The organism is Embleya sp. NPDC005971 (genome assembly GCF_040629175.1).
Classification (GTDB): Bacteria; Actinomycetota; Actinomycetes; order Streptomycetales; family Streptomycetaceae; genus Embleya.
This window is the reverse complement of sequence record NZ_JBEXUX010000002.1, coordinates 205,429-228,526: the sequence shown is the minus strand read 5'-3', so window position 1 is coordinate 228,526 and position 23,098 is coordinate 205,429. Positions and strand designations below refer to the sequence as shown.

18 protein-coding genes are annotated in these 23,098 nt (G+C 72.1%); 5 read left to right on the top strand and 13 right to left on the bottom strand.

Annotated elements, in window-relative coordinates:
- Positions 1-65 precede the first annotated feature (65 nt).
- Positions 66-2,384 carry a 5-methyltetrahydropteroyltriglutamate--homocysteine S-methyltransferase gene (gene metE / locus ABZ374_RS03930; protein WP_360305816.1) on the top strand — a complete coding sequence of 773 codons (2,319 nt, stop codon included), beginning with the start codon at positions 66-68 and terminating at the stop codon, positions 2,382-2,384.
- A 578-nt stretch (positions 2,385-2,962) separates the two neighbouring features.
- Here the strand turns inward: metE and ABZ374_RS03925 are convergent.
- Entirely contained in the window at positions 2,963-3,640 is a 678-nt protein-coding gene (locus ABZ374_RS03925; RefSeq protein WP_360305814.1) for a response regulator transcription factor, read from the bottom strand.
- Positions 3,637-4,788, bottom strand: coding sequence for a sensor histidine kinase (locus ABZ374_RS03920; protein WP_360305812.1), 1,152 nt, complete (start codon positions 4,786-4,788; stop codon positions 3,637-3,639). Before ABZ374_RS03920 ends, ABZ374_RS03925 begins: the two co-directional genes overlap by 4 nt.
- Positions 4,789-5,008: 220 nt before the next feature.
- On the opposite strand from ABZ374_RS03920, the gene ABZ374_RS03915 reads away from it, so the two are divergent.
- A complete protein-coding gene (locus tag ABZ374_RS03915) occupies positions 5,009-7,546 on the top strand; it encodes an FtsX-like permease family protein (RefSeq protein ID WP_360305810.1) in 2,538 nt (845 codons plus the stop codon).
- A gap of 512 nt (positions 7,547-8,058) precedes the next feature.
- Here ABZ374_RS03915 and ABZ374_RS03910 read toward each other — a convergent pair.
- On the bottom strand, positions 8,059-8,709 hold the full coding sequence (locus tag ABZ374_RS03910; RefSeq protein WP_360305808.1) for a DedA family protein: 651 nt from the start codon (positions 8,707-8,709) through the stop codon (positions 8,059-8,061).
- 288 nt (positions 8,710-8,997) lie between these two features.
- On the opposite strand from ABZ374_RS03910, the gene ABZ374_RS03905 reads away from it, so the two are divergent.
- Positions 8,998-9,246, top strand: coding sequence for a hypothetical protein (locus ABZ374_RS03905; protein ID WP_360305806.1), 249 nt, complete (start codon positions 8,998-9,000; stop codon positions 9,244-9,246).
- Positions 9,247-9,417: 171 nt separating this feature from the next.
- Here the strand turns inward: ABZ374_RS03905 and ABZ374_RS03900 are convergent, their stop codons facing one another.
- The 7 genes from ABZ374_RS03900 to ABZ374_RS03870 all read right to left on the bottom strand — a co-directional run bounded on the left by ABZ374_RS03900 (position 9,418) and on the right by ABZ374_RS03870 (position 16,120).
- Positions 9,418-9,555 carry a hypothetical protein gene (locus ABZ374_RS03900; RefSeq protein ID WP_360305804.1) on the bottom strand — a complete coding sequence of 46 codons (138 nt, stop codon included), beginning with the start codon at positions 9,553-9,555 and terminating at the stop codon, positions 9,418-9,420.
- A gap of 185 nt (positions 9,556-9,740) precedes the next feature.
- Complete coding sequence (locus ABZ374_RS03895; RefSeq protein WP_360305802.1) at positions 9,741-10,610, bottom strand: ABC transporter ATP-binding protein; 870 nt, start codon at positions 10,608-10,610, stop codon at positions 9,741-9,743.
- Positions 10,611-10,722: 112 nt separating this feature from the next.
- Complete coding sequence (locus ABZ374_RS03890; RefSeq protein ID WP_360305800.1) at positions 10,723-11,940, bottom strand: iron chelate uptake ABC transporter family permease subunit; 1,218 nt, start codon at positions 11,938-11,940, stop codon at positions 10,723-10,725.
- Entirely contained in the window at positions 11,937-12,941 is a 1,005-nt protein-coding gene (locus ABZ374_RS03885; protein WP_360305798.1) for a Fe(3+)-siderophore ABC transporter permease, read from the bottom strand. Before ABZ374_RS03885 ends, ABZ374_RS03890 begins: the two co-directional genes overlap by 4 nt.
- A gap of 170 nt (positions 12,942-13,111) precedes the next feature.
- Positions 13,112-14,032 (bottom strand): siderophore-interacting protein, encoded by a 921-nt coding sequence (locus tag ABZ374_RS03880; protein ID WP_360305796.1) that lies wholly within the window; start codon positions 14,030-14,032, stop codon positions 13,112-13,114.
- A gap of 7 nt (positions 14,033-14,039) precedes the next feature.
- The gene (locus ABZ374_RS03875) at positions 14,040-15,068 is read right to left on the bottom strand and encodes an ABC transporter substrate-binding protein (RefSeq protein ID WP_360305794.1); all 1,029 of its coding nucleotides are present in this window, start codon (positions 15,066-15,068) and stop codon (positions 14,040-14,042) included.
- Entirely contained in the window at positions 15,065-16,120 is a 1,056-nt protein-coding gene (locus ABZ374_RS03870) for an ABC transporter substrate-binding protein (RefSeq protein WP_360305792.1), read from the bottom strand. Before ABZ374_RS03870 ends, ABZ374_RS03875 begins: the two co-directional genes overlap by 4 nt.
- Before the next feature lie 279 nt (positions 16,121-16,399).
- Here ABZ374_RS03870 and ABZ374_RS03865 point away from each other — a divergent pair, with 279 nt between their 5' ends.
- Complete coding sequence (locus ABZ374_RS03865; RefSeq protein ID WP_360305790.1) at positions 16,400-18,100, top strand: ABC transporter ATP-binding protein; 1,701 nt, start codon at positions 16,400-16,402, stop codon at positions 18,098-18,100.
- Positions 18,097-19,989: an ABC transporter ATP-binding protein gene (locus ABZ374_RS03860; RefSeq protein ID WP_360305788.1), complete on the top strand. Its 1,893-nt coding sequence runs from the start codon at positions 18,097-18,099 to the stop codon at positions 19,987-19,989. Before ABZ374_RS03865 ends, ABZ374_RS03860 begins: the two co-directional genes overlap by 4 nt.
- Here ABZ374_RS03860 and ABZ374_RS03855 read toward each other — a convergent pair.
- From ABZ374_RS03855 to ABZ374_RS03845, 3 genes are all read right to left on the bottom strand, one after another.
- Positions 19,914-20,759, bottom strand: a complete 846-nt coding sequence (locus ABZ374_RS03855) for an AraC family transcriptional regulator (RefSeq protein WP_360305786.1) — start codon at positions 20,757-20,759, stop codon at positions 19,914-19,916. The two genes, ABZ374_RS03860 and ABZ374_RS03855, sit on opposite strands and share 76 nt — an antisense overlap.
- Positions 20,760-20,999: 240 nt before the next feature.
- Positions 21,000-21,551, bottom strand: a complete 552-nt coding sequence (locus ABZ374_RS03850; RefSeq protein ID WP_360305784.1) for an RICIN domain-containing protein — start codon at positions 21,549-21,551, stop codon at positions 21,000-21,002.
- 552 nt (positions 21,552-22,103) lie between these two features.
- Positions 22,104-22,838 carry a nitroreductase gene (locus tag ABZ374_RS03845; protein ID WP_360305782.1) on the bottom strand — a complete coding sequence of 245 codons (735 nt, stop codon included), beginning with the start codon at positions 22,836-22,838 and terminating at the stop codon, positions 22,104-22,106.
- Positions 22,839-23,098 lie beyond the last annotated feature (260 nt).

The following is a 23,098-nucleotide window of genomic DNA, read 5'->3' as shown; positions in this document are numbered from 1 at the left end:
GCCATTCCCTTCGTGCCTGCGATCCGTCCCGGGATCTTGTCGACAGGCTCGCGAAGGAGAGTTCCGTGACCACCAAGTCCGCAGCCGCGGCGGCCCGTGCCACCGTGTACGGCTATCCCCGTCAGGGCCCGAATCGGGAACTGAAGAAGGCCGTCGAGGGCTACTGGGCCGGCCGCATCGATGCGCAGGCGCTTCGGGACGCCTCGGCCGAACTGCGCCGCGCCAACTGGGAACGCCTCGCCCAGGCGGGCATCCACGAGGTACCCACCGGCGACTTCTCGCTGTACGACCACGTCCTCGACACCAGCGTGGCCGTGGGTGCGATCCCGGCCCGTCATCGCGCCGCCGTCGAAGTCGACGCCCTGGACGGCTACTTCGCGATGGCGCGTGGCACGCAGGACGTGGCGCCGCTCGAGATGACCAAGTGGTTCGACACGAACTACCACTACCTCGTGCCCGAACTCGGGCCGGACACCGTCTTCGAGGCGAACTCCGCCAAACAGGTGGCCGAGTTCGAGGAGGCCGTCGCGCTCGGCCTGACCGCCCGCCCGGTGTTGGTGGGCCCGCTCACCTACCTCCTGCTTGCCAAGCCCGCGCCGGGGGTCGCGGCCGACTTCGAGCCGCTGACCCTGTTGGACCGGCTGTTGCCGGTGTACGCCCGGCTGCTCGCCGACCTGCGTGCCGCCGGCGCCGAGTGGGTGCAGCTCGACGAGCCCGCCCTGGTCCAGGACCGCAGCTTCGCCGAACTGAACGCCGCCAAGCGGGTCTACCGCGATCTCGGCGGCCGCACCGACCGGCCCAAGCTGTTGGTGGCCTCGTACTTCGACCGCCTCGGCGAGGCACTGCCGATCCTGGCCCGGGCGCCGATCGAGGGCCTGGCGCTGGACTTCACCGGGGCCGCCGCCGCCAACCTCGACGCGCTGGCCGCGGTCGGCGGGCTGCCCGGAAAACGTCTGGTCGCCGGTGTCGTGGACGGCCGCAACGTATGGATCAACGATCTCGGCAAGTCGCTGACCACGCTCGGCATACTGCTGGGCCTGGCCGACCGGGTCGACGTCGCCGCCTCCTGCTCGTTGTTGCACGTGCCGCTGGACGCCGACGCCGAACGCGACGTCGACCCGCAGATCGCCCGCTGGCTCGCCTTCGCCCGGCAGAAGACCGACGAGATCGTCACCCTGACGCGCGGCCTCGGCCGGGGCACCGACACCATCGCGCCCCACCTCGCCGCCAACCGGGCCGACCTGGCCGCCCGCAGGACCTCCGCGCTCACCCACGACCCCGCCGTACGCGCCCGCGCCGCCGCGGTCACCGACACGGACGCGCGCCGCAGCAAGCCCTATCCCGAGCGAGCCGCGGCCCAACGCGCCCACCTGGGCCTGCCGTTGTTGCCCACGACCACCATCGGCTCCTTCCCGCAGACCGCCGAACTGCGCGCAGCCCGCGCCGATCTGCGCGCGGGACGCATCGACAGTGCCGGTTACGAGGAACGCATCGAAGCCGAGATCCGCGATGTCGTCGCCTTCCAGGAGAAGGCGGGCATCGACGTCCTGGTGCACGGCGAGGCCGAACGCAACGACATGGTCCAGTACTTCGCCGAACAGCTCGCCGGCTACGTGGCCACCCGACACGGTTGGGTCCAGTCGTACGGCACCCGCTACGTGCGCCCGCCGATCCTGGCCGGCGACATCTCCCGCCCGGAAGCGATGACCGTGCGCTGGACCTCGTTCGCCCAGTCGTTGTCCGACCGCCCGGTCAAGGGCATGCTGACCGGACCGGTAACCATGCTCGCGTGGTCGTTCGTTCGCGACGACCAGCCGCTGGGAGAAACCGCCAGGCAGGTCGCGCTCGCGCTTCGAGACGAAGTCGACGACCTGGAGGCGGCCGGGAGTTCGGTCATCCAGGTGGACGAGCCGGCCCTGCGCGAGACGTTGCCGCTGCGGGCCGTGGACCGCGCCACGTACCTGGCCTGGGCCACCGAGGCGTTTCGGCTGAGCACCTCGGGCGTACGCGCGGCGACCCAGATCCACACGCACATGTGCTACGCCGAGTTCGGCGACATCGTGCAGGCCATCGATGATCTCGACGCCGACGTGATCAGCCTGGAGGCGGCCCGCTCCCACATGCAGGTCGCCGGAGAACTGGCCACCCACGGCTACCCGCGCGAGGCCGGACCCGGCGTGTACGACATCCACTCCCCGCGCGTCCCCGGCACGGACGAGGTGGTGGGCCTGCTGCGCAAGGGCCTGGCCGCCATCCCTGCCGAGCGCCTGTGGGTCAACCCGGACTGCGGCCTCAAGACCCGCGGTTGGCCCGAGGTCCGCGCCTCGCTGGAAAACCTGGTCGCGGCGGCCCGGGAGGTGCGCACGACGCTGCCGCCCTCCTGACCGAGGCTCGCCGGGGCGGGACCTCACGGTCCTGCCCCGGCAGCCGTCGACGATCCGGGCCGAGGCTGCGCCCTGGGGCAAGGCGAGCCGCGACCGACCGACGAAGACACCTGGCCACGACGTCGAGGACCGGGCCTGGCCGAAGTGACCCGGCAGTGCCGCCGAACCCGCCGCGCCGACCCAACTGTCCCTCCCGGCCCAGCTCACGGGCAGCGACGGCCTTGCGAAGATCGCCGAGCATCTTCGTCCGGATCTCGGCATCGACGAGACGCTTCTGCGGTTGCTTGAAGCAGTGGATGGCGAGCATCCGCTGCTCCGATTCGAGATGGCCGTCATTCCCTCGGTCGGAGCGATCATCGTCGATCGGCAGGAAGTGCACCCCGTGCTCGGCGCGCAGGACCGCGTTGCACAGGCGAGTGAATTCCTGTGCCATGTGGCCGTCGAGAACCGAACGGAATGGCGTCGACTACCACGGCACCGGGGCAATGGGGCTGACCGGGCTCGGCGCCCGCGGCCGGGTTCGCCTGGTGATCGGCGCCCGCCGTTGTGGGTCGGTCCGCGCCCGGTGCTCGTGCTCGTCACTGTGCGCGGGTGCCGACCAGGCCGGTCTCGTACGCGACGATGACCAGTTGGGCCCGGTCGCGGGCGCCCAGCTTCATCAACAGCCGGCCCACATGGGTCTTGACCGTGGACGGGCTCACGTGCAGGTGTGCCGCGATCTCGGTGTTGGACAGGCCGCGGCCGATCAGCGCCAGCACCTCGCGCTCGCGATCGGTCAGACCCGCGTCCGGGCCGGTGTGGGGGCGTTGGGCCGGTTCGGGGCGATTGGCGAATTCGGCGATCAGCCGGCGGGTCACGCTCGGCGCGATCAAGGCGTCGCCGGCCGCGACGACCCGGATCGCGGTGAGCAGTTCCGCCGGCGGGGTCTCCTTGAGCAGGAAGCCGCTCGCGCCCGCGCGCAGCGCCGCGTAGACGTATTCGTCCAGGTCGAACGTGGTCAGGATGAGCACGCGTGAGGCGCAGGTGTCGGGGGACGCGGTGATTCGCCGGGTCGCTTCCAGGCCGTCCACGCCGGGCATGCGGATGTCCATCAGGACCACGTCGGGGCGGGTTTCGCGGACCAGGTCGAGGGCGTGTGCCCCGTCCGTCGCCTCGCCGACCGCGGTCAGGTCCGGGGCGGCGTCGATCAGCAGGTGCAGTGCACCGCGCAGCAGGGCCTGGTCGTCGGCGACCAGGACTCGGATCGGGTCGGTCACCGGGTGCCGTCCTCGATCGGGACCCGCGCACTGACCCGGAAGCCGCGTTCGGGCAGCGGCCTGGCGTCGAACTCGCCGCCGTACGCCGCGACCCGTTCGCGCATGCCCACGAGACCGTGGCCGGGGGCGGCCGGTCCGCCGCTGCCGGAGTCGGTGATCGCGAGCGCCAATTCGTGTCTCGTGTACTGGATTTCGACCCGGCAGTGGTCGGTGTCCGCGTGCCTGACCACGTTGGTGAGCGCCTCCTGGATGATGCGGTAGGCCGCGAGTTCGACCCCGGTGGGCAGTTCGCGTCGGTCGCCGTGCACGGTCAGTTCGACGCGCAGTCCGGCCGCCGCCGCGTCGGTGATCAGCGCGTCGACGGCCGCCAGGGTCGGTGCCGGCGCCAGTTCGGCCTCGTGCGCGGTTTCGCTGTCGTCGCGCAGGATGCCGAGCAGTCGGCGCATCTCGCGCAGTGCGGTGCGTCCGGTGGCCTCGATCGAGCCGAGCGCGCGCAGCGCCTCCTCGGGTCGCTCGGCGCCGACGAGGTGCGCGACCCCTGCCTGCACGGTGATCAGGCTCATGCTGTGCGCGACCACGTCGTGCAACTCGCGGGCGATCCGCAGCCGTTCCTCGGCCGCGGCGGCCGCGGCCTGCCGCTCGGCGCGCTCCCGGCCCTGCCGTTCGGCCTGCCGGCGCAGCGCCTCGACATACTCGCGCCGGGTACGAAGGAGTGCGCCGACCGCCCAGGCCGGGATCGCCGGGTACAGCGGTACCGGAGCGATCACGAACCCGGCGGCAACCGCCGCCGCGCCCGCCGCCCACACCACGTGCCGAGACCGGCCGCTCAGCGCCGCCGTGTACAGGGTGGCCGCCATCGCGAAGCCGACCGCGGCCACCAGGCCGGCCAGCCCGGCGGCGGTCTCCGCCACGACGGCCACCACGAGCGCCGGCACGGGGCAGACCCGGCGCACCGCGACCGAGCCGATCAGTGTCGCGCCCAGCGCGAGCAGGATCGGCCAGGCTGCGGCGCCGAGGCGGTCGGTCGCGGCGGCGGGATGCACGGTGAGGATCGGCGTGGTGATCGCGAGTGCGAGCAGGGCGTCGAGGGTCAGCCAATGCCGAAGTCGCAGCCGCTGGGTCAGCGGCGGGCGTAGTGCGTCACCCACGTGGGGGACTGTAGGCGGCCGTGCCACGGGCCCGCATCGGCCTGCGGTACCACGTCGTGAGTGGGCTCCCGGGCCGATCCGGGCGCTCGTGTGGCGCCTGGGTCCGGGCGTGCGGACGGCCCCTGGGCCCGACGCCCCGGGGTCGGTGGGCGCGAGAGCGTAACGGCGTTCGCCGAGGTGTGTCTCGCTCGGCGCCATCCCGTCGAAAGGGCATCCCGCCGTGTTGAAGGCATCGCTGCGCAATTTTGTGGCCCACCGGGGGCGGTTGGTGTTGTCCGCGTTGGCCGTCGCGTTGTCGGTGGCGTTCGTCGCGGGCACGCTGATCTTCGTGAATACGGTGTCCGCGGTGTTCGCCGACGTCGCCCGCGCCTCCTCGGCCGACGTCACCGTCACGCCCAAGACCGAGGTCGCGGCCAAGCGGCTGACGCGCAGCGGGCGGATTCCGACCGTGCCGGCCGCGCTCGTGGATCGGGTGCGGGGTGTCCCCGGGGTCGCCGCCGCGCACGGCGATGTGGTGGTCGAGGACGTCGGGCTGTTCGACCGTGCGGGCGAAGCGGTGAGCGTGGTGTCGGATTCGAGCACGATCGCGCTCGGGTGGTGCGCGTGCCCCTACTCGCCGGTGCGGCTCGCGTCCGGCCGTGAGCCGCGCGGCCCGAACGAGGCGGTCCTGGACGCCGAGTCGGCGCGCAGGAGCAGGGTGCGTGTGGGTGCTCGGCTACGCCTGGTGGCCACGCCCGGGCCGTTCGAGGTCACCGTGGTGGGGATCGCGTCGTATCGGGTTCGCCCCACCGGAGACACGCTCGTCCTCCTCGACGACGCGCACGCGGCCGCGCGCCTGATCGGCCGGTCGGATGTGGTCACGCAGGTCTCGGCCACGGCCGCGACGGGGGTGTCCGACGAGGTGTTGCGCGCCCGGGTGACGGCCACGCTCGGTGCCGATCCGGGCCTGACCGTACGCACCCGCGCCGAGACCACGACGGCGGCGACCGAGCGGCTGGGCGCGATGCTCACGGTGGTGGAGGTGGGACTGCTCGGCTGCGCGGGGTTGTCCGCGCTCGTCGGTGTGTTCCTGATCTTCAACACGTTCTCGATGCTGGTCGCCCGGCGCACGCGCGAGATCGGGCTGATGCGCGCGATCGGGGCGAGTCGTGCGGACGTCAACCGTTCCGTGCTGACCGAGGCGGCGCTGCTCGGGGTGGTCGGGTCGACGTTCGGGCTGGTGGCGGGCTACGGGTTGGCGACCGGACTCACCGCGCTGTTGTCGAGGTTCGGTGTGGCGACCGGCGACATCACTCTGGTGTTCTCGCCGGTCACCGCCGTCGTCGGCTACGGCGTCGGGCTCGTGGCCACCGTGTCCGCGTCCTGGGTGCCGGCACGGCGGGCGAGCCGCGTGGCACCGATGGCGGCGTTGCGCGAAGCCCACTCCCCGCCCGCGCCGTTGCGTGGGCGCACGATCCTCGGCCTGGGCGCGCTCGTGCCCGGGGTGGGTGCGCTCGCAAGCGGCAACCCGGCGCTCGTCTGCGTGGGCGGCGCCGCGACTCTGGTGGCGTTCGTGCTGCTGATTCCGGTACTCGCGCGCCCGTTGATCCCGATCCTGGCGAGTCCCTACTGCCGCGCGTTCGGCCGGGTCGGGCGGCTGGGCAGGGACAACGCGCTGCGCGATCCGCGCCGCACCGGGGCAACGGCGGGTGCGCTGATGATCGGCATCGCGTTGGTCGCGGCGGTCGCGGTCGTGACGTCCTCGATGAGCGTGTCCTTCGACCGCGACTTCGCCCGTTCGTTCCACGCCGACGTGGTGATCGGCTCCGAGCAGGCACTGAGCGCACAGGTGGCGGAAACGGTACGGGCGGTGCCGGGCGTGGGCACACAGGTGCGCACCCGGCGATCCGACGCGTGGATCACCGTCAAGGGGCACACCCGGCAGGTCGAACTCGACGGCGCGGACGGCGGCGTCGACGCGATGCTCGGCCACACGTACGTCCGCGGTTCCGCAACGCGGGGTCTCGCACCCGACGCGATCGTCCTGGACGCCGACTACGCGAAGCGGGTGGGCGTCACCGTCGGGGATCCGGTGGAGGTCCGCCTTCCCGGCGGCGCGGCCCGGTCGCTGCGGGTGGGCGGCCTGCGCACCGACCAACCGCCTGGCAACGGGGGCGATGTGAACCCGATGGTGGGCCTGGACACGTTCACGCTGCTGGCCCCGGAGGCGCTCGACGACACGATCTACGTCCGTGCCGCGGCCGGCGTCGACCCCGGCGGGCTGCGGGTCGCCGTCAAGGCCGCGCTCGCGGACCGCCCGAACGTGTCCGTGCGCACCCGGGCCGACTACGAACAATCCCGCAAGCGGATGACGCGGGTGCTGCTCGGGCTCGCCTACGGGCTGTTGGCACTGACCGTCGTGATCGCGCTGCTGGGGGTGGTGAACACCCTCGCGCTGTCCGTGGTCGAACGCACCTCCGAGATCGGGGTGTTGCGTGCGCTGGGCCTGAGTCGTCGTCAGGTTCGGCGGATGATCCGCCTCGAGTCGCTCACGATCGCGCTCTACGGCGCGACCCTGGGTCTGGCATTGGGCGTTGCGTGGGGTGCCGGCGCCCGCCGGGCGATCGCGGCGGACGGGGTCGGCGTGTTGGCGGTGCCGTGGACGACGATCGGCGTGGTGATCGTCGGCACCACACTCGCGGGTCTCACGGCGGCACTCGTCCCGGCCCGCCGCGCCGCACGCCTGGACATCGCCGCGGCCGTGACCGTGGATCGGTGAGGGCCGTGGTGTCGCCGCGGCGACCCGCCAGTCGACCGGCCGTCGGCACTGCAAGGGGTGCCCAGGCACGCGATCCGGATGATTCGACGCACCGGCCGCAAGGTCCGGCGGGCCACCATCAAGCCTGCCGCGAGGGCCGCGAGGTAGGGCGGGGCTCCGGTTTCGCTCTTCCGTCACGATGCCGACGGTTCGTACCGCCGACGCGGGACGGTACTCGACCGCTCAGGCGTGCATGGCCGACTCCGGCGGAAACGGGCCCAACCGTGCACGGCCGTCCCGACGGTGAGCAAGGCGAAGAGAACCAACGGGACGCCGGAGGCCAAGGCCGCGCCCATGGACCGAGCCGCTCTCGCGAACCGCCGGATCACGCGCCCACCGGACTGCTCGATCGGCGCGGGGGTGCGGGGGCCACCGTGACGCCGACGGCGTCGTGTGACCGGGGGCGAGGCGCGTGGCGTCGGGGTGGACAGTGCCCTCGATGCGGGAGCCGGCCGGGGCCGCGTTCGCTGCGCTCACCGCCTCTGGCTCGCCGCACGACGAGAGCGCAGCAGTTCCAGTGCGAGCGGGATCAGCGAGATCACCACGATGACGGCCACCATCGGCAGCAGATAGCGGTCGACGTTGGGCACGGAGGAACCCAGGGCGTAGCCGGCCAGGACCAGTCCCACGGTCCATACCAGGCCACCCGCCGCCTGCCAGGTCGTGAAGGTGCGGGTGGGCACGCCGAGAGCACCGGCCAGCGGATTGAGGACGGTACGGACGATGGGGATGAACCGCGCGAGCACGATGGCTTTCGCGTGACCGTAACGTTCCAGGAGTTCCTCGGCCCGCCGGGCACCCGCGTGCAATCGCTCGTGGTGTGAGCGGGACAGCAGGGCCCGTCCGGCGCGGCGTCCGATGACGAACCCCACCTGCGCACCGAGCAGGGCCCCCGCAACCGCGGCGATCAGGACCTGTGGAAGGGACAGGTGTACCGGCCCGCCGGTATCGGACACGCACAGGAGGCCGGCGGTGAAGAGCAGGGAGTCCCCCGGGAGGAAGAATCCGACCAGTAGCCCGGTCTCGGCGAAGAGCACGATCGCGATGCCGATGGCCCCGAACGCCCCCAGCAGGGAACTCGCATCCAGAACGTTGACGGCCGTCAGGCCTGCGGGATGGGGCATGGATCAGCGCCTCTCTCGGGGATGCCGTCGCATTCGATTTTTTGTCCGAAGCACTGCAGACACGATGGTGTCGAACGGACCGACCCGAGCCGTGGCGTTCACGGCCGTTCCGTTGCGTCCCGGGCCGCGGCGGACGGCCCCCTCGGGCCGAGCGCGTTGTGGATACGGACCACGGCGCGTGTCCGGCGGGCTTGTGCCCGTCGCGGCGGGGCCGGTGTCGTCTTCCGTCCTTCGACCGCCTCGGTATCAGGCGCAGGCTTCGGTGCCGGTCGGTGGCGGAGCCGAATCATGGTGCATGCGATCGAGGAGGACGTCCGCCTGGGCGCGGGCAGCGTGCAGGGAGTGCGCCGCGTGCACGGCATCGGCCCCGCGTACACAGGCATGCGAGGTCTGCGCAGGCGTGCCCGGCAACGCGAGGATGCCTGCGACCGACATCCCCGGGAGTCCGGCTACCACCGCTGGTCCGCGCCGGTGCCGTCCTGCCCGAAGGGAGTTCCGGTTGGTCATCGCCTGCCCCCACGGTCGTGTGCGGGGTGACCGCTTCCGTCCACCCCTGCGTCGAGTCGACCACTGCGGTGCTGAGAGGACCCTGAGAGAAGGGTTGCGCCGACGAGTCGTTCCCACGGGCTCCACCCGCAGGTGCGGGTTTCCACGGACGGTGCGTTCGTCGCGGGTTGGATCGGTGGGGCGGGTAACGGCCACGCGCGTTCAGTCGTCGGTGTCGTCGTGGGGTGGGCTTGCGGGGCGGTCGGGTTCCGCGGGCAGGACGACTCGGAACAGCGCGCCTCCGCCCGGTGCTTCGTGCACGGTCACGGTGCCGTGGTGGGCGGCCACGTGGTGGTGCACGATGGCGAGGCCCGGTCCGACACCCGCGGAGCGGCGTTCAGTCTCGGCTCGGTGCACCCTTCGGTCCGGGTGCCGGGACCTCGGCGCGGATTCGAAGGCAGTCGGCCGTCGGGCCGTCCCGCCCGGGAAGGTCCTTTGTCCTTACGGACGTTCCGGCTGTTCTTACGGACCCTTCCGTGTGTTCCTTACGGGGCTTCCGGGTGTCGTGAGTGCCCCGGTGGGCGCCGGCGGCGGCCCAGGGGGATGACCAGAGGGGTGCCCGAGACGGGGTCGTCGATGATTTGGCAGGGGAGGCCGAAGACGTCCTCGACCAGTTCCGGCGTCACGATGTCGCGGGGTGGTCCGACGGCGAGGACCGTGCCCTCGCGCATGGCGATGATGTGGTCGGCGTAGCGGCAGGCGTGGTTGAGGTCGTGCAGGACCGCGACGAGGGTGTGGCCGTCACGTTCGTTGAGGTCGCGCAGGAGTTCGAGGAGTTCGATCTGGTGGGCGATGTCGAGGAACGTGGTGGGCTCGTCCAGGAGCAGGAGCGGGGTTTGCTGGGCGAGCACCATGGCCACCCAGACGCGTTGGCGCTGGCCCCCCGACAGCGTGTCCACCGGGCGCGGCGACAGGTCGGTGGTCCCGGTCGCGGCCAGGGCGTTCAGCACGGCCGTCTCGTCCTCGTCCGACCATTGGCGCAGGAGCTTCTGGTGGGGATAGCGGCCCCGGGCGACGAGGTCGGCCACGGTGATGCCGTCGGGGGCGACCGAGGTCTGTGGGAGCAGACCCATCCGCCGGGCCACCTCCTTGGCCGGGTAGGACGAGATGGCCTTGCCGTCCAGGTGCACCGTGCCGGCGGCCGGGGTGAGCAGGCGGGACAGGGCGCGCAGGAGCGTGGACTTGCCGCACGCGTTGGGGCCGATGATCGCGGTGACCGCTCCGTCGGGGATGTGCACGGTGAGGTCTCGGGCCACGACGCGGTCGTCGTACCCGACGGTCAGCCCCTGTGCCCACAGCCGGGGCGCGGTAGCCGGCGCGGCGGGGTGCGCGCGGGGGTCGACGGCGATGTTCATCGTGGCGAAGTCCGTTCTGCGAAGGAGGGGTTGGGGTGCGGTGGGCTCGGGCGCAGTCGCCGCGAACCGAGGCGGGCGCCGGGCGGCCCACCGCCGGCGTCGCCCGGGGTCGTCACTGCCGCCGTGCCTCGCCGACCAGCAGCCGAATCAGGTAGGCGCCGCCGATGCTGACCGTGACCACCCCCACCGGCAATTGGGTCGGCGCGAACAGGCGTTGGGCGAGCCAGTCGCTCGTGGTCAGCAGCGCCGCTCCCATCGCGGCCGACGGCAATATCGTCACCCCCGGGCTGCGGGCGAGGCGGCGGGCCAGTTGCGGTGCGGCGAGCGCGACGAACGAGATCGGTCCGGCCGCGGCGGTGACCATGGCGGTCAGCGCGACCCCGGTGACCACGAGGGCGATGCGGGTCGGCTCGGTGCGTACCCCCAGGGCGCGGGCGGCATCGTCGCCCATCTCCAGCACCCGCATGCGCCCGCCGAGGATCAGGGCGACCGGCAGCAGGATCGCGAACACGACGGTCACCGGGCGTACTTGCTGCCAGCCCAGGCCGTTGAGCGAGCCGGCTCCCCACACCGCCGCCGCCATCGCGGTCTCCAGGTCGGCCTTGACGATGACCCAGGTGTTGACCGAGGCGAGCAGCGCGCTGATGCCGATACCGACGATGATCAGCCGAAAACCCTGGATCCCTTGCCGGTAGGCCAGCAAGTAGACCAGCGCGGCAGTTGCCACGCCGCCTGCGAGGGCTCCCGCGGCGACCTGGTAGTAGCCGCCGTGGGCGAGCATGATCACCATGAGCGCACCGGTGTTGGCGCCGGTGTTGAAGCCGATGACGTCCGGGCTGCCGAGCGGATTGCGGGTCAACGACTGGAAGATGGCACCGCTGACACCGAGCGCGGCACCGGCGAGCACGGCCAGCAGGACGCGAGGCAGTCGCCATTCGATCACGACCATGTGCACCTTGGCGGGTACGTCCGTGAACAGTGCCTCGGTCACCTGGACGGGCGAGAGCGAGTACTCCCCGGTGCCCAGTGCCAGGACGGCGACGGCGGTCGTGGCGACGAGCAGCATCAGACACACGACGCCGGCCCGGACGTCCAGGCGCAGCGACACGTGTCCGCCGGGGAGCCGGATCACCCGGACCGCGCGCCCGAAGTCGATCGTCGTGCGCGTTTTGGGGCGTACGCGCGGCCGTTGCGCACCCTTGCCGCCGGCGTCCGAGCCGGCCGAGCCGCGGCCCGGCGCGGTGGGCGGCGACGCGGGAGTGGACGTGGACGACGCGGAGCCGGGCAACGGCGCGATGGGCGAAGCCTGCGACGAATTCGGCGACTTCACAGTCCGCTCACCTTCTGTCGACGCACCAGGGCGATGAGCACGGGGACGCCGACGAACGCCGTCACGATGCCGACCTGGAGTTCGCCCGGGCGCACCACCAGGCGGCCCAGGACGTCGGCGACCAACAACAGGATCGGCGACAGGACCAGGGTGTAGGCCAGGATCCAGCGCTGATCGGGGCCGGTGATCCAGCGCGCCACGTGCGGCACCATCAGGCCCACGAAGCCGATGGGTCCGGCGACCGCGGTCGCGCCGCCACACAGCAGGGTGATCGCGATCACCGACAACACGCGGGTACGGGTGATGTTCACCCCGAGCGCGCGGGCGGTGTCGCCGCCCAGGGCGACCGCGTTGAGCGCGCGGGCCACGCTCGCCGCCACCACGAGTCCGACCAGCAGGAAGGGGGCGACCTGTTCGATGGTGTCCCACTGTCGTCCGCCGATGGAGCCCGCCGACCAGAAGCGCATGCGGTCGAACGTGCTCGGATCCAGCAGCGTGATCCCGGAGCTGATCCCGCCCAGCACCGCGCCCAGCGCCACGCCCGCCAGGGTCAGCCGCACCGGGGTGGCGCCGCCGCGACCGCGCGAGCCGATCGTGTACACCGCGACGGTGGTCGCGATCGCGCCCAGGAACGCGAACCAGATGTAGCCGCGCAGGTCGGTGATGTCGAACACGGCGATCGCCAGGACCGCCGCGAAGCCGGCACCGGCGTTGACACCGAGGATGCCGGGGTCGGCGAGCGGATTGCGGCCGACCGCCTGGATCACCGCGCCGGCGACGCCCAGCGCGGTGCCGACGAGCATCCCCAGCAGGGTGCGAGGCAGCCGCAGGTCACGGACGATCACGTGGTCGTTGGAGCCGTCGTAGTGGAACAGCGCGTCCCACACGGTCGGGAGCGGGATGTTCTTCGACCCGATCGCGACGCTCAGCAGGATCGCGAGTACGAGTGCGGCGGTGGCCACGATCAGCCACAGGCCGCGGCGCACGGGCGAGCCCGCCACGGGCCCGCGCTCCGCTCCGGCGTGCGTGGGCGCGGCCGGCGCCGCCGAGGCCGTAGCGGTATCGCGGCCCGCCGAAGCCGCCTCGCCCGGGGCCATGTCCCGGACCGGCCCGACGGGTTCGACCGGCCCGCCGGACCCCGCGGGCGCGATCCGCGCGCCCCGTGGTGCGTTCACAGCCCGACACCCTCCAACGTGGCCTCGACCTCGTCGAGAATGTTCTCGATCTCCTCCTCGGGCTGCTCCTCGTGCACGGCGTCGAAGGCCGTCTCCAAGCGCCGCTTCACCTCGGGGTCGAGGCCGGCGTACCGCTCGTCCCACTCCTCCGCGTTGTGCGTCCAGTAGCCGATCACCTTGTACATCCGGGCGTGCAGCCCCAGTTCGTGCCGCACGTGGCGGCGGATCTCGCGCAGTGCACGGGTCTCGCCCGCGGCCCACACGTAGCCGGGGCCCTCGGGCAGCGTCATCGCGCGCAGCGCCTGGGCCAGCCGACTGGGTGCGGCGCCGTTGCCGCTGCCGTGCAGCCATACGTACTCGACGTCGGCGGCGCTGTCGAAAACCTGCTCGTGGCCGGCGTCCGCGACCTCGACGATCACCCGGGCCCGCGTTCGGGCCGGGAGTTGTTCGACGAGTCGGCCCAGTGCGGGCAGGCCGGCGGCGTCGCAGGCGAGGATCTGCCAGACGGTCTCGGCCGGCGGGGCGTACAGGCCGCGCGGTGTGCCGATGCCCACCTGGTCCCCCGGCCGGGCGGCGAGTGCCCACGCACTTGCCACACCCCCGTCGTGGACGACGAAGTCGATGGTGACCTCGCCGCGTTCCGCGTCGAAGCGCCGCACCGTGTAGCGCCGGGTCTGCGCGTACCGGTCGGCCTCGTCGGCGCCGGGCCCGGCCTCCCCGCGACTCCCGCCCGGGTTCACGTCCGGCAGTGCCGGTTCGCCGGTGTCGGGGAACGGGAAGTGCAGGCGCAGGTATTCGTCGCCGACGCCGGTGCTCTCGAAGGCGCGCAGTCCCTCGCCGCCGAACACGATCCGGATCATGCCGGGCGTGAGGTGGGTGTGTTCCAGCACCGTTCCCCGGTACAGCGGGTCGTTCATCACGTGGTCACCCCAACACCTTCGCGGCGGATACGAGTTCGTCGAGCAGGGCCGTCGCGGTCAGGACGAGGCCGGCGGTGGTGTCGTAGTTCAGCGGTACGACCCGCCCGGCCCGCACGGCGGGCAGCCGCTGCCACGTCTTGGCCTGCGTCGCCGGCGCGTCGGGGTCCTTCCAGATGATCAGGTCCGCCGGGGCGAAGACGTCGATCTGCTCGGGACCGTAGAAGTCGTTGAACGGCTTGTTCGGGTCGCGGTCGGGCTGATGGAACATCACGTCCATGCCCAGCTCCAGTGCGACGCTCAGGTAGAAGCTGCGCCTTTGCACCCAGAAGTTGGTGTCGTCGGCCCCGCCGATGAGCACCTTGCGGCCCGCCAACAGGGGACCGACCTCGGCGCGGGCTCGGGCCAGGCGCGCGTCGTAGTCGGCGAGCAGTCGGCGGGCGAGGTCGCCGCGCCCGAGCAGGGTCAACTGCTCCTGGCTGTAGCGGCGCCAGAACGGGCTGAAGCCGCCGCTGACCACGAGCACGGGGGCGATGTCCTGGGTCAACAGCTTCTTGTCCTGGTAGAACTTCCACCAGTCGGCGCCGACCACCAGCAGATCCGGCCGCTGCGCCAGGATCGCCTCGGCGTTGGGCTCGCGGACATTGCCCTGCAACACCTGGAAGTTCGCGGGCAGCCGGTCGGAGAGGTGGTTGCGGCCGTCGATGCGGTAGCCGCCGATCATCGGGTATCCGGCCATGGCGGCGAACTCGACACCGGTGCGCGGATCCAGCACGACCACGCGCCCCGGATCGGCCGGGATACGCGTGCTGCGGCCCTCGTAGGAGAAGTCGAGGGTGGTCGCGGCCGGTGGCGCGTCCTTCGTCTCCTCGGTGCCGCCGCACGCGGCGAGCAGTGCGCTCAGCGACAACGTCCCGGCGCCCAGCGCGAATCGACGTCGGGTCGACTCGCCGGTGACGCGTGTCCGTCGCGTGTCGCTCACCCCGGGGCGGGCGGGCGTCGGGCGAGTGGGGGTCGCGGTGACGGTCGCGCTCATGCGTACAGATCCGCGGCGCGGGCGAGCACGTCGAGGAAGCCGGTGGCGGTCAGCACCAGCCCGGCGTTGTAGCGGCCGTCCATGGTCACGACCTTGCGGTTCGCGACCGCCGGTATGCGCTGCCAGGTGGGCTGCGCGTCGAGTGCGGCGGCCTCGGCCGGCTCGACCGCCTGGCGGATGATCACGTCGGCGGCGGCCAGGCGGTCGAACCGCTCCAGGGACAGCTCGAAGCTGTTGTTCTCGTCGGCCGCGTTCCAGAACATCGGTTCCAACCCGACCTCGCGCGCCACCGACATGGTGATCGAGCGGGTCCACACCGAGAACGCGCCGCCGGCGACGACGCCGAACACGATCCTGCGGCCGCCGAGCCGGTCGGTCAGCCGTGGTCGCAGTCGGGCGAGTTTCTCGTCGTAGGCCGCGACGTGGGTGCGCGCCTGTTCACCGCGCCCGAGCAGGGTCAACTGCTCGGTGCTCGCCCGCCGCCAGTCCACCGGGTCCTCGGACACGCCCAGGATCGGCGCCATCTGCTCCAGCCGCTTGTTGCCGTACCAGTCCACCTCGTAGCCGTATTGCGGCATCACGATCAGGTCGGGGTCCAGTCGCAGGATCTGTTCGTAGTCGACCTGAAGACCGTCGCCGAGGCCGACGGTGGCGATGTCGGGCACCGTGATGCCTTGGAACTGCGAGCCCACGCGGGCGCCGGGCATCCACGCGTTGCCCGAACCGATCACCGGGTAGCCCGCGAGCAGGGCGAGTTCGAGGTCCATGCGGCCCTGGATGGTGACCGCCCGTCGGGGCGTGCGGGGCAACACGCGGTCGGCGCCGCCGTAGGTGTAGCGGATCGTGTCGCCGGCCGTGCCGGTCGGCTCGGCGGCGCCCTCGGTGGTGCCGCCGCACGCGGCGAGCAGCCCCGCCAGGGTCAGCGCGCCCGCCCCGAAGCCGAACCGACGCCGGGTCGGTTCATGGGTGACGCGCGCCCGTTCCGGGTCGCCGACGAGGGCGTCGGGCGGTCGGGGCGGGGTGCGACGCAGCGCGGGTGCGGTCGTTGGCATCGGCGTCTCCGGAGGACAGGGAAGCACAGGGAAGGTTAGGTAAGCCTTGCCTATGAATACGCGAGGTGATCTCATCCCGCAACACCCGATGTCGGGCACACGCCAAACCTTGTCGCGAATCGGACACCGAACGCCGCGCCGGCCGATTCGAGCCAAGGTCCGTCCGATTCACGCGCAACCGGCACGGCCCCATCACTACCGTCGGCTCCCATGCCCGCACCCACCGTCCCGCCGAAACCCCCTGCCCACTCACCCCCGCCCGGCCCTCTCGGTACGCCCGTGACCTCACGCGCCGTGTTGCGGTACGCGCTCACCGGCGATCGACGGGGCCGATACCTGGTCGGCGCCTCCGTGGGCCTGACCGGGCATCAGGTGGCCGAGGCGGCCGTCCCGGTCGTCGTCGGTGTGGTGATCGACCAAGCGGTGGCCACCGGCGACGCGGCCGCGCTCGGGAACGGGCTGAGCGTGCTGGCCGTGGTGTTCGTCGGCCTGCTGTGCTCGTGGCGCTTCGCCGCCCGCGCCGCCGCCCGCGTCACCGAGTACGGCGCCCACGACGTGCGAATGGCCGTCGCCCGCCGGGCACTGGACCCGCACGGCACGACACCGCGACGGATGCCCGGCGAACTCGTGGCGCTCGCCACCTCCGACGCGCAGACGGTGGCCCGGTTCACCCACACCCTCAGCAGCAAACTCGCGGCGGCCGCGGCCATCGTCACGGCCGCGGTCGCGCTCCTGGTGATCTCCGTCCCGCTGGGCCTGCTCGTCCTGCTCGGCACGCCACCGGTACTGATCGCGATGCAATACCTGAGCCGCCCGCTGGAACGGCGCAGCGAACACGACCACGAACTCGCCGCCCGCGCCGGTGCCATCGCCACCGACCTGCTCACCGGACTGCGCGTCCTGGACGGCATCGGCGCCCGCTCCGAGGCCGCCCGCCGCTACCGCCGCGACAGTCGCGCCGCACTCGCCGCGACGCTGCGCACCGAACGCGCCCAGGCCTGGTACACCGCCGCCAACACCCTGCTCACCGGCGGTCTTCTGGCGCTGATCGCCCTGGTGGGCGCGCACCTGGCGGCGCGCGGCCGGATCACCGTGGGCGAGTTGGTGACCGTCGTGGGTCTTGCCCAGTTCCTCCAGGGTCCCCTGGTGGACGTCGCCTACTTCGCCTCCGGCCTGGGCCGCGCCCGCGCCTCGGCACGCCGGGTCGTGGCCCTGCTCACGACGGACCCGGCGGTGGGCCCGGGCACCCGCACCCCCGCGGGCACCGACACGGGCCGGCCGGCCGGCCACGTCCGCGCGGACCGGCTGAGCGTCGGCGGCCTGATCGACGTCGGCTTCGCCGTCGAGCCCGGCGAGTTCGTCGGCATCGTCACCGACGACGCCGTACACGCCAAAGCGCTGGTCGACGTCCTCGCCCGGCGCCGCGACCCCGACGCCGGCACCCTGCACCTGGACGGCATACCCGTGCCCGAACTCGACCCCGACGACCTACGCCGAACAGTGGTCGCCCCACCCCACGACGCCGCCCTGTTCGCGGGCACCATCGCCGACAATGTCGGGGCATCGGGGCGGGCCCGGCCACAGGCGGTCCGAACCGCGCTCGCCGCGGCCTGCGTGGACCAGGACATCGCGGCCCTGCCCGCCGGCCTCGACACCACCCTCACCGAACAGGGCCTGTCCCTGTCCGGCGGCCAACGCCAACGCCTTGCCCTCGCCCGCGCGTTGGCCACCCGCGCCCCGGTCCTGGTCCTGCACGACCCCACCACCTCGGTCGACACCGTCACCGAGGCCCGGATCGCCGCCGGCCTGCGTGCCGACCGGGTCGGCCGCACCACGATCCTGGTCACCACCAGCCCGACCCTGCTCGCCGTATGCGACCGGGTGATCGTGCTCGCGGCCGACGCCACCCGCGGCACCACCGGTACCCACGCCCGACTGGCCGCCGTCTCGCCCGCCTACCGCAAGCTGGTACTCGCATGACCCGGCACGCCGACCCGACACCCGAACCACCCCTGCTCCCCGTCGCCGACACCGCACAGACCCGATCCGCCGCCCGACAACTGCTGCGCCCGCACGGCCGCCGGGCCCTGGCCGCGGTCACCCTGCTCACCGCCTCCACCGCGATCGGCCTGGCCGGCCCGCTCGTCCTGGGCCGCATGGTCGACGCCGTCGACCGGCACGGGCCCGACGCCGGATCGCACGTCACGGTTCTGGCCGGCCTGCTCGCGGCCATCGCCCTCGCCCAGGCCGTGTCGGGCGCGATCAGCCACTACCTGGTCGTCGGGGTCGGCGAGAGCATGGTGGCCGACCTGCGCGAGGACGTCCTGGGCCGGGCGCTCGACCTACCCATCGACGACATCGAGCGCACCGGCCGCGGCGACCTGGTCGCCCGCGTCGGCGGCGACGTACGCGTGGTCGCGGACGCCGCCGCCGAAACCGTCCCGGTGTTCACCACGGCGCTGTCGACCATCGTGCTGACCCTGATCGGCATGGGCACCCTCGACTGGCGCTTCGCCCTAGCCGCCCTGGTGGCCGCGCCGATCCAGATCGGCGCGCTGCGCTGGTACCTGCGCCGATCCGCACCGGTGTACCGAGCCGAGCGGATCGCCGAGGGACAACGCGCCCAGCGCCTCCTGGACGCCCTCGGCGCCGTGGACACCGTCACCGCGCTGCGACTGGGCCCGGCCCACCTGGACGCCGTCGCCGACCGCTCCCGCGTCTCGATCGACCTGAGCCTGACCGCGACCCGGCTGCGCACCCGCTTCTTCGGCCGACTCAACGCCGCCGAACTCGTCGGGCTCGCCTCGGTACTCGCCGTCGGATTCCAGTTGGTCCGCTCGGGCACGGTCTCGATCGGCGAGGCGACCGCCGCCGCACTGTTCTTCCACCGCCTCTTCGACCCCGTCGGCTCCCTGCTCGCCGTCTTCGACCAACTCCAGGAAGCCGCTGCGGGCCTGGCCCGACTGGTCGGAGTCACCCTTCTCCCGCGCGCCGAAGAACCCACCCACCCGCCGACGCCGCACGACGCGTCCGTACACGTGCAGCACGTCTCGTTCGCCTACCCCGACGGTCCCGACGTGCTCACCGGGCTCGACCTGTGGATCGCACCGGGCGAACGGGTCGCCTTGGTGGGCACGACCGGCGCGGGCAAGTCGACCGCCGCCACGCTCATCGCCGGCGTCCGCACACCCACCGCCGGCACGATCCGGCTCGGCACGGTGGCGCTCACCGATCTGGGCCGCACCGCCGGCCGCCGGCAGATCGCGATCGTCACCCAGGAGGTCCACGTCTTCGCCGGCGCCCTCGCCGACGACCTGCGGCTGGCCCGACCGGACGCGGACGACGCGACGATCGCACGCGTCCTCGCAGCGGTCGGCGCCGACGGGTGGGTCGGCGCGCTGCCCGAAGGCCCCGACACCCGCATCGGCGCCGGCGGACACACCCCGACCGCCACTCAGGCGCAGCAACTCGCGCTCGCCCGCGTCCTGCTCCTGGATCCGCCGATCGTGGTCCTGGACGAGGCGACCGCGGACGCGGGCAGTGCCGGCGCCCGCACCCTGGAGGCCGCCGCGTCGGCGGTGCTCGACGGGCGCACCGCGATCGTGGTCGCCCATCGCCTCCGGCAGGCCGCGACCGCGGACCGGGTGATCGTCCTGGCTCACGGACGGATCGTCGAACAGGGACGGCACGACGACCTGGTGGCGGCGGGCGGGCGCTACGCGGGGCTGTGGCAGGCCTGGTCGGCGCCCGCACAGGGCCGAGCGCCCGCTGCGGGTCGGGTGTCGGAGACGCTTCAGGCGCCCGCGGCGGATCGTACGCCGACCGGCCCGTGCTCGACGTCCTCGTCGCAGACGAGCCCGAAACAGTGACCGGGTGTGCGACCGGTGACCCGGCGAAAAACCGCCACGAACGCACTGGGACTGTCGTATCCGACCCGACGGGCCACCACCGAAACCGGCAAACCGGCGGCCAGATACGTCAACGCCGCGCGCACCCGCGCCTGGATCCGCCACTGCACGAAGCCCATCCCGGTGTCCGCGGTGAACACCCGGGTCAACGTACGCCCACTGCACCCCGACCAGCGCGCGAACTCGTCCAGCCCACGCGGATCCGCCGGCCGGGCCACCAACGCCCGGGCCACGGCCGACGCACGCGGATCACGCGGCATCGGCACATCCACCGCGGCCACCTCCAACGGCTGGAGCATGTCGAAAACCACCCGCTCCGCTCGCGAGCGCGCGGCGAACGGCATGTCGTAGCGCCGCATGTGCAACAACACCTCGCGCAGCGCCCCGTACATCGGCACCAGACCGGGCAGGTCGCACGCCCACGCGGGGGCGAAGACCTCGGTCCTGAAGTACGTCGCGTAGAAGTCGGTGCCGGGCCCGGTCGTCACCTCGTGCGCCGCGCCGGCGGGCAACCACAACCCCACGGTCGGCGGCACCACCCACGACACCCCCTCGACCACCGCGGTGACCGACCCCACGACGCCCCACAACAACTCGTGGTCGAGGTGGCGATGCGACTCCCACGTATGCCCGCCCGGACGCGCCTCCCGCCCCAAACGTGACGTGGTGAGGGCATACGGCGGCTCCACCTCGCGCGTCGGGCCGCCGCCCGACCTCGTGACCTGCTGCACGGACCGCACTATACCGGCGACGACTTAGGGTTCCCTAACCTCTCCGGGGCGACCTCGCCGCGGGTGCGCCATCGAACGTCCCCCGGTGCTCGTTCCACGAAGTAGGACTTCGCGGTTGGCGGTTGGCGGTACGGGCGCGAAGACCTCCGTGCGTGGTGTGGAGCCTGGACACCTGCACCACACCGGAGGTCTTCGCCACGATCAGGACCCGATCGTCGACAACGCTCGCGGTCGATACACCTAGCCGATAGTGAAGCGCTGAATGGGGTCACCCTGGCAGCGCGACTGAACTATCACGGCGCCGTTACTGGGGTCCCGGTTCGCCACCGTCAGACACTTGTCCGCAAAGGTCTTGATCTCATACTTCCCGGCGTCGACCGGGACGAGGGTGAAGCGCTGAATGCGGTCGCCTTGGCAGCGCGACTGGACTATCGCGGCACCGTTGCCGGGGTCCCGGTTCGCCACCGTCAGACACTTGTCCGCAAAGGTCTTGATCTCGAATATCCCACCCCCGATCGGGACGAGGGTGAAGTGCTGAGTAGGGTCGCCCTCGCACCGATACTGCACGATTCGGGCGCCGTCGCTGGGATCCCGGTTCGCCACCATCAGGCACTTGTCCGCAAACGTGGTGATTTCACCGACGGCGGCGGCATCGGCTTGTGCTGGGCGCGGAGTGCCGGAAGGCGCTGCGGTGGCCTGGGATAAGGACGTGAGGGGAGTCAGGACCACGGCAACCGCAGCCGAGATCACCGTCGAGCGTCGCAATAGGGTGGATTTGAACCTGGCGTTCACGTGCGCTCCTTGTCTCCGATGGCACGGCATATACCGCAAGGGCATCGCCGAGTACAACAGCAAGCAGGCGCATAATCGGCATTCTTCGAGGGTGATTCTTATCAATCACTCGGAAGCGCCAATTAAGCATGCACATACGTACCCGGCCATGCGTTGAATCACCCCTGTATAAACGCGAGGCATTCGCCGCGGCGCGGTGGCCGATTATGGCGGCCCGGCGGCCGGCCCCCGGGAGGCCGGCCCGACGTCGGACGGCCAAGACGGCGGTCCGGTTCGGTGGATTTCCTCCCGCCGGGGCGGTGTGTACGGCCGGGGCACTTCGGCGCCGCCATCCAAAGGGCGGCCTTGGCAGCCCTGGACAAACCGTGCGACGGCCGGACGCCTGCGGTGTCGGCGATCCGTCGCTGCTTCGAAGTCTCGACCCAACTCGGCGGCGGTCTGCCATCGCGACCGCGTGCGACGTACCTCCGGGCTTGGCAGGCCTCCGGACCGGAGGGCATCCCGCGTGCGAGCCCGGCGACAACGGGTCGATCGGCTTCCACCGGCCGTCGGTCAGCCCCCACGAACTCCCACATCCCATCCATCGGACGCGGTCTGGTCGTGGAACGTCGTAGTCGCCGCCAGCTCCACGCGTCCGGCGCTGACCCGGTTCACCGGTGCGGCACCGTCGGCGTAGCCGAACGAGACCCCGACCAGCAGTTTCCCCTCGCTGACACCGAGTTCGCCGCGCACGGTATCGGCATAGAAGCTCAGCAGCCCCTGCGGACAGCTGTCCACGCCGTACGCGGCCATCGCCAGCAGCAGCGTCTGCATGTAGGCGCCGACATCCGCGGCCGGCCGCGCGTCGGCACGGCCCGAGGAGACGAAGAGGAACGCGACGTGCGGTGCGCCGTAGAACCGCAGGCTCTCGGCGTCGTAGGCCACCCGGGCCGCGGTGTCGTCACGGCCGATACCCAGCGCGCCGTAGAGCTCGGCACCGAAGGCGGCACGCCGTTCCTGCTGCACCGGCGCGTACATGTCGTCGCGATACGGGAAGTCGGCGGAGGTACGGCGTGCGGCGTGGGCCGCCTGCAGAGCGTCCGCCAGACGGTCGCGCAGCGCACCGCTGATCACCTCCACCCGCCACGGCTGCGTATTGGAGTTGGACGGCGCAGCGCCGGCCAGCGAAAAGATCGCACGCATCGTCTCCGGGGCCACGGCGTCGGGCCGGAACGCACGCACGGCTCGTCGGCCGCGGATCAGCCGCTCCGCGTAACCACTCAGCTCGGTATGACCGGACCGACCCATGAAGTACTCCTCACCCACACAAAGGTAAACGCAAACGTTTACTTGGATGGATGCAACTCTACCCACCCGCCACACCGGAAGTAAACGCCGCCGTATACTCGCCCCATGAATGCGGCACCGGAGACGGAAGCGGACGTACCCGCGCAGCCGGCGCAACGGCCGGGGCGAGGCGCACGGGAACGCGTCCTGGCCGCCGCCACTCGGCTGTTCGCGGACCAGGGGATCACCACGACCGGCAATGAGACAACACTCGCTCAGGC

Bases quoted from the DNA above. Each gene is read 5' to 3' on its own strand.
- ABZ374_RS03880 (WP_360305796.1), bottom strand. From the start codon at position 14,032: ATGAACGACCCGCTGTACCGGGGAACGGTGCTGGAACACACCCACCTC.
- ABZ374_RS03875 (WP_360305794.1), bottom strand. From the start codon at position 15,068: ATGAGCGCGACCGTCACCGCGACCCCCACTCGCCCGACGCCCGCCCGC.
- ABZ374_RS03910 (WP_360305808.1), bottom strand. From the start codon at position 8,709: ATGCCCCATCCCGCAGGCCTGACGGCCGTCAACGTTCTGGATGCGAGT.
- ABZ374_RS03845 (WP_360305782.1), bottom strand. From the start codon at position 22,838: ATGGGTCGGTCCGGTCATACCGAGCTGAGTGGTTACGCGGAGCGGCTG.
- ABZ374_RS03860 (WP_360305788.1), top strand. From the start codon at position 18,097: ATGACCCGGCACGCCGACCCGACACCCGAACCACCCCTGCTCCCCGTC.
- ABZ374_RS03895 (WP_360305802.1), bottom strand. From the start codon at position 10,610: ATGAACATCGCCGTCGACCCCCGCGCGCACCCCGCCGCGCCGGCTACC.
- ABZ374_RS03870 (WP_360305792.1), bottom strand. From the start codon at position 16,120: ATGCCAACGACCGCACCCGCGCTGCGTCGCACCCCGCCCCGACCGCCC.
- ABZ374_RS03905 (WP_360305806.1), top strand. From the start codon at position 8,998: ATGGTGCATGCGATCGAGGAGGACGTCCGCCTGGGCGCGGGCAGCGTG.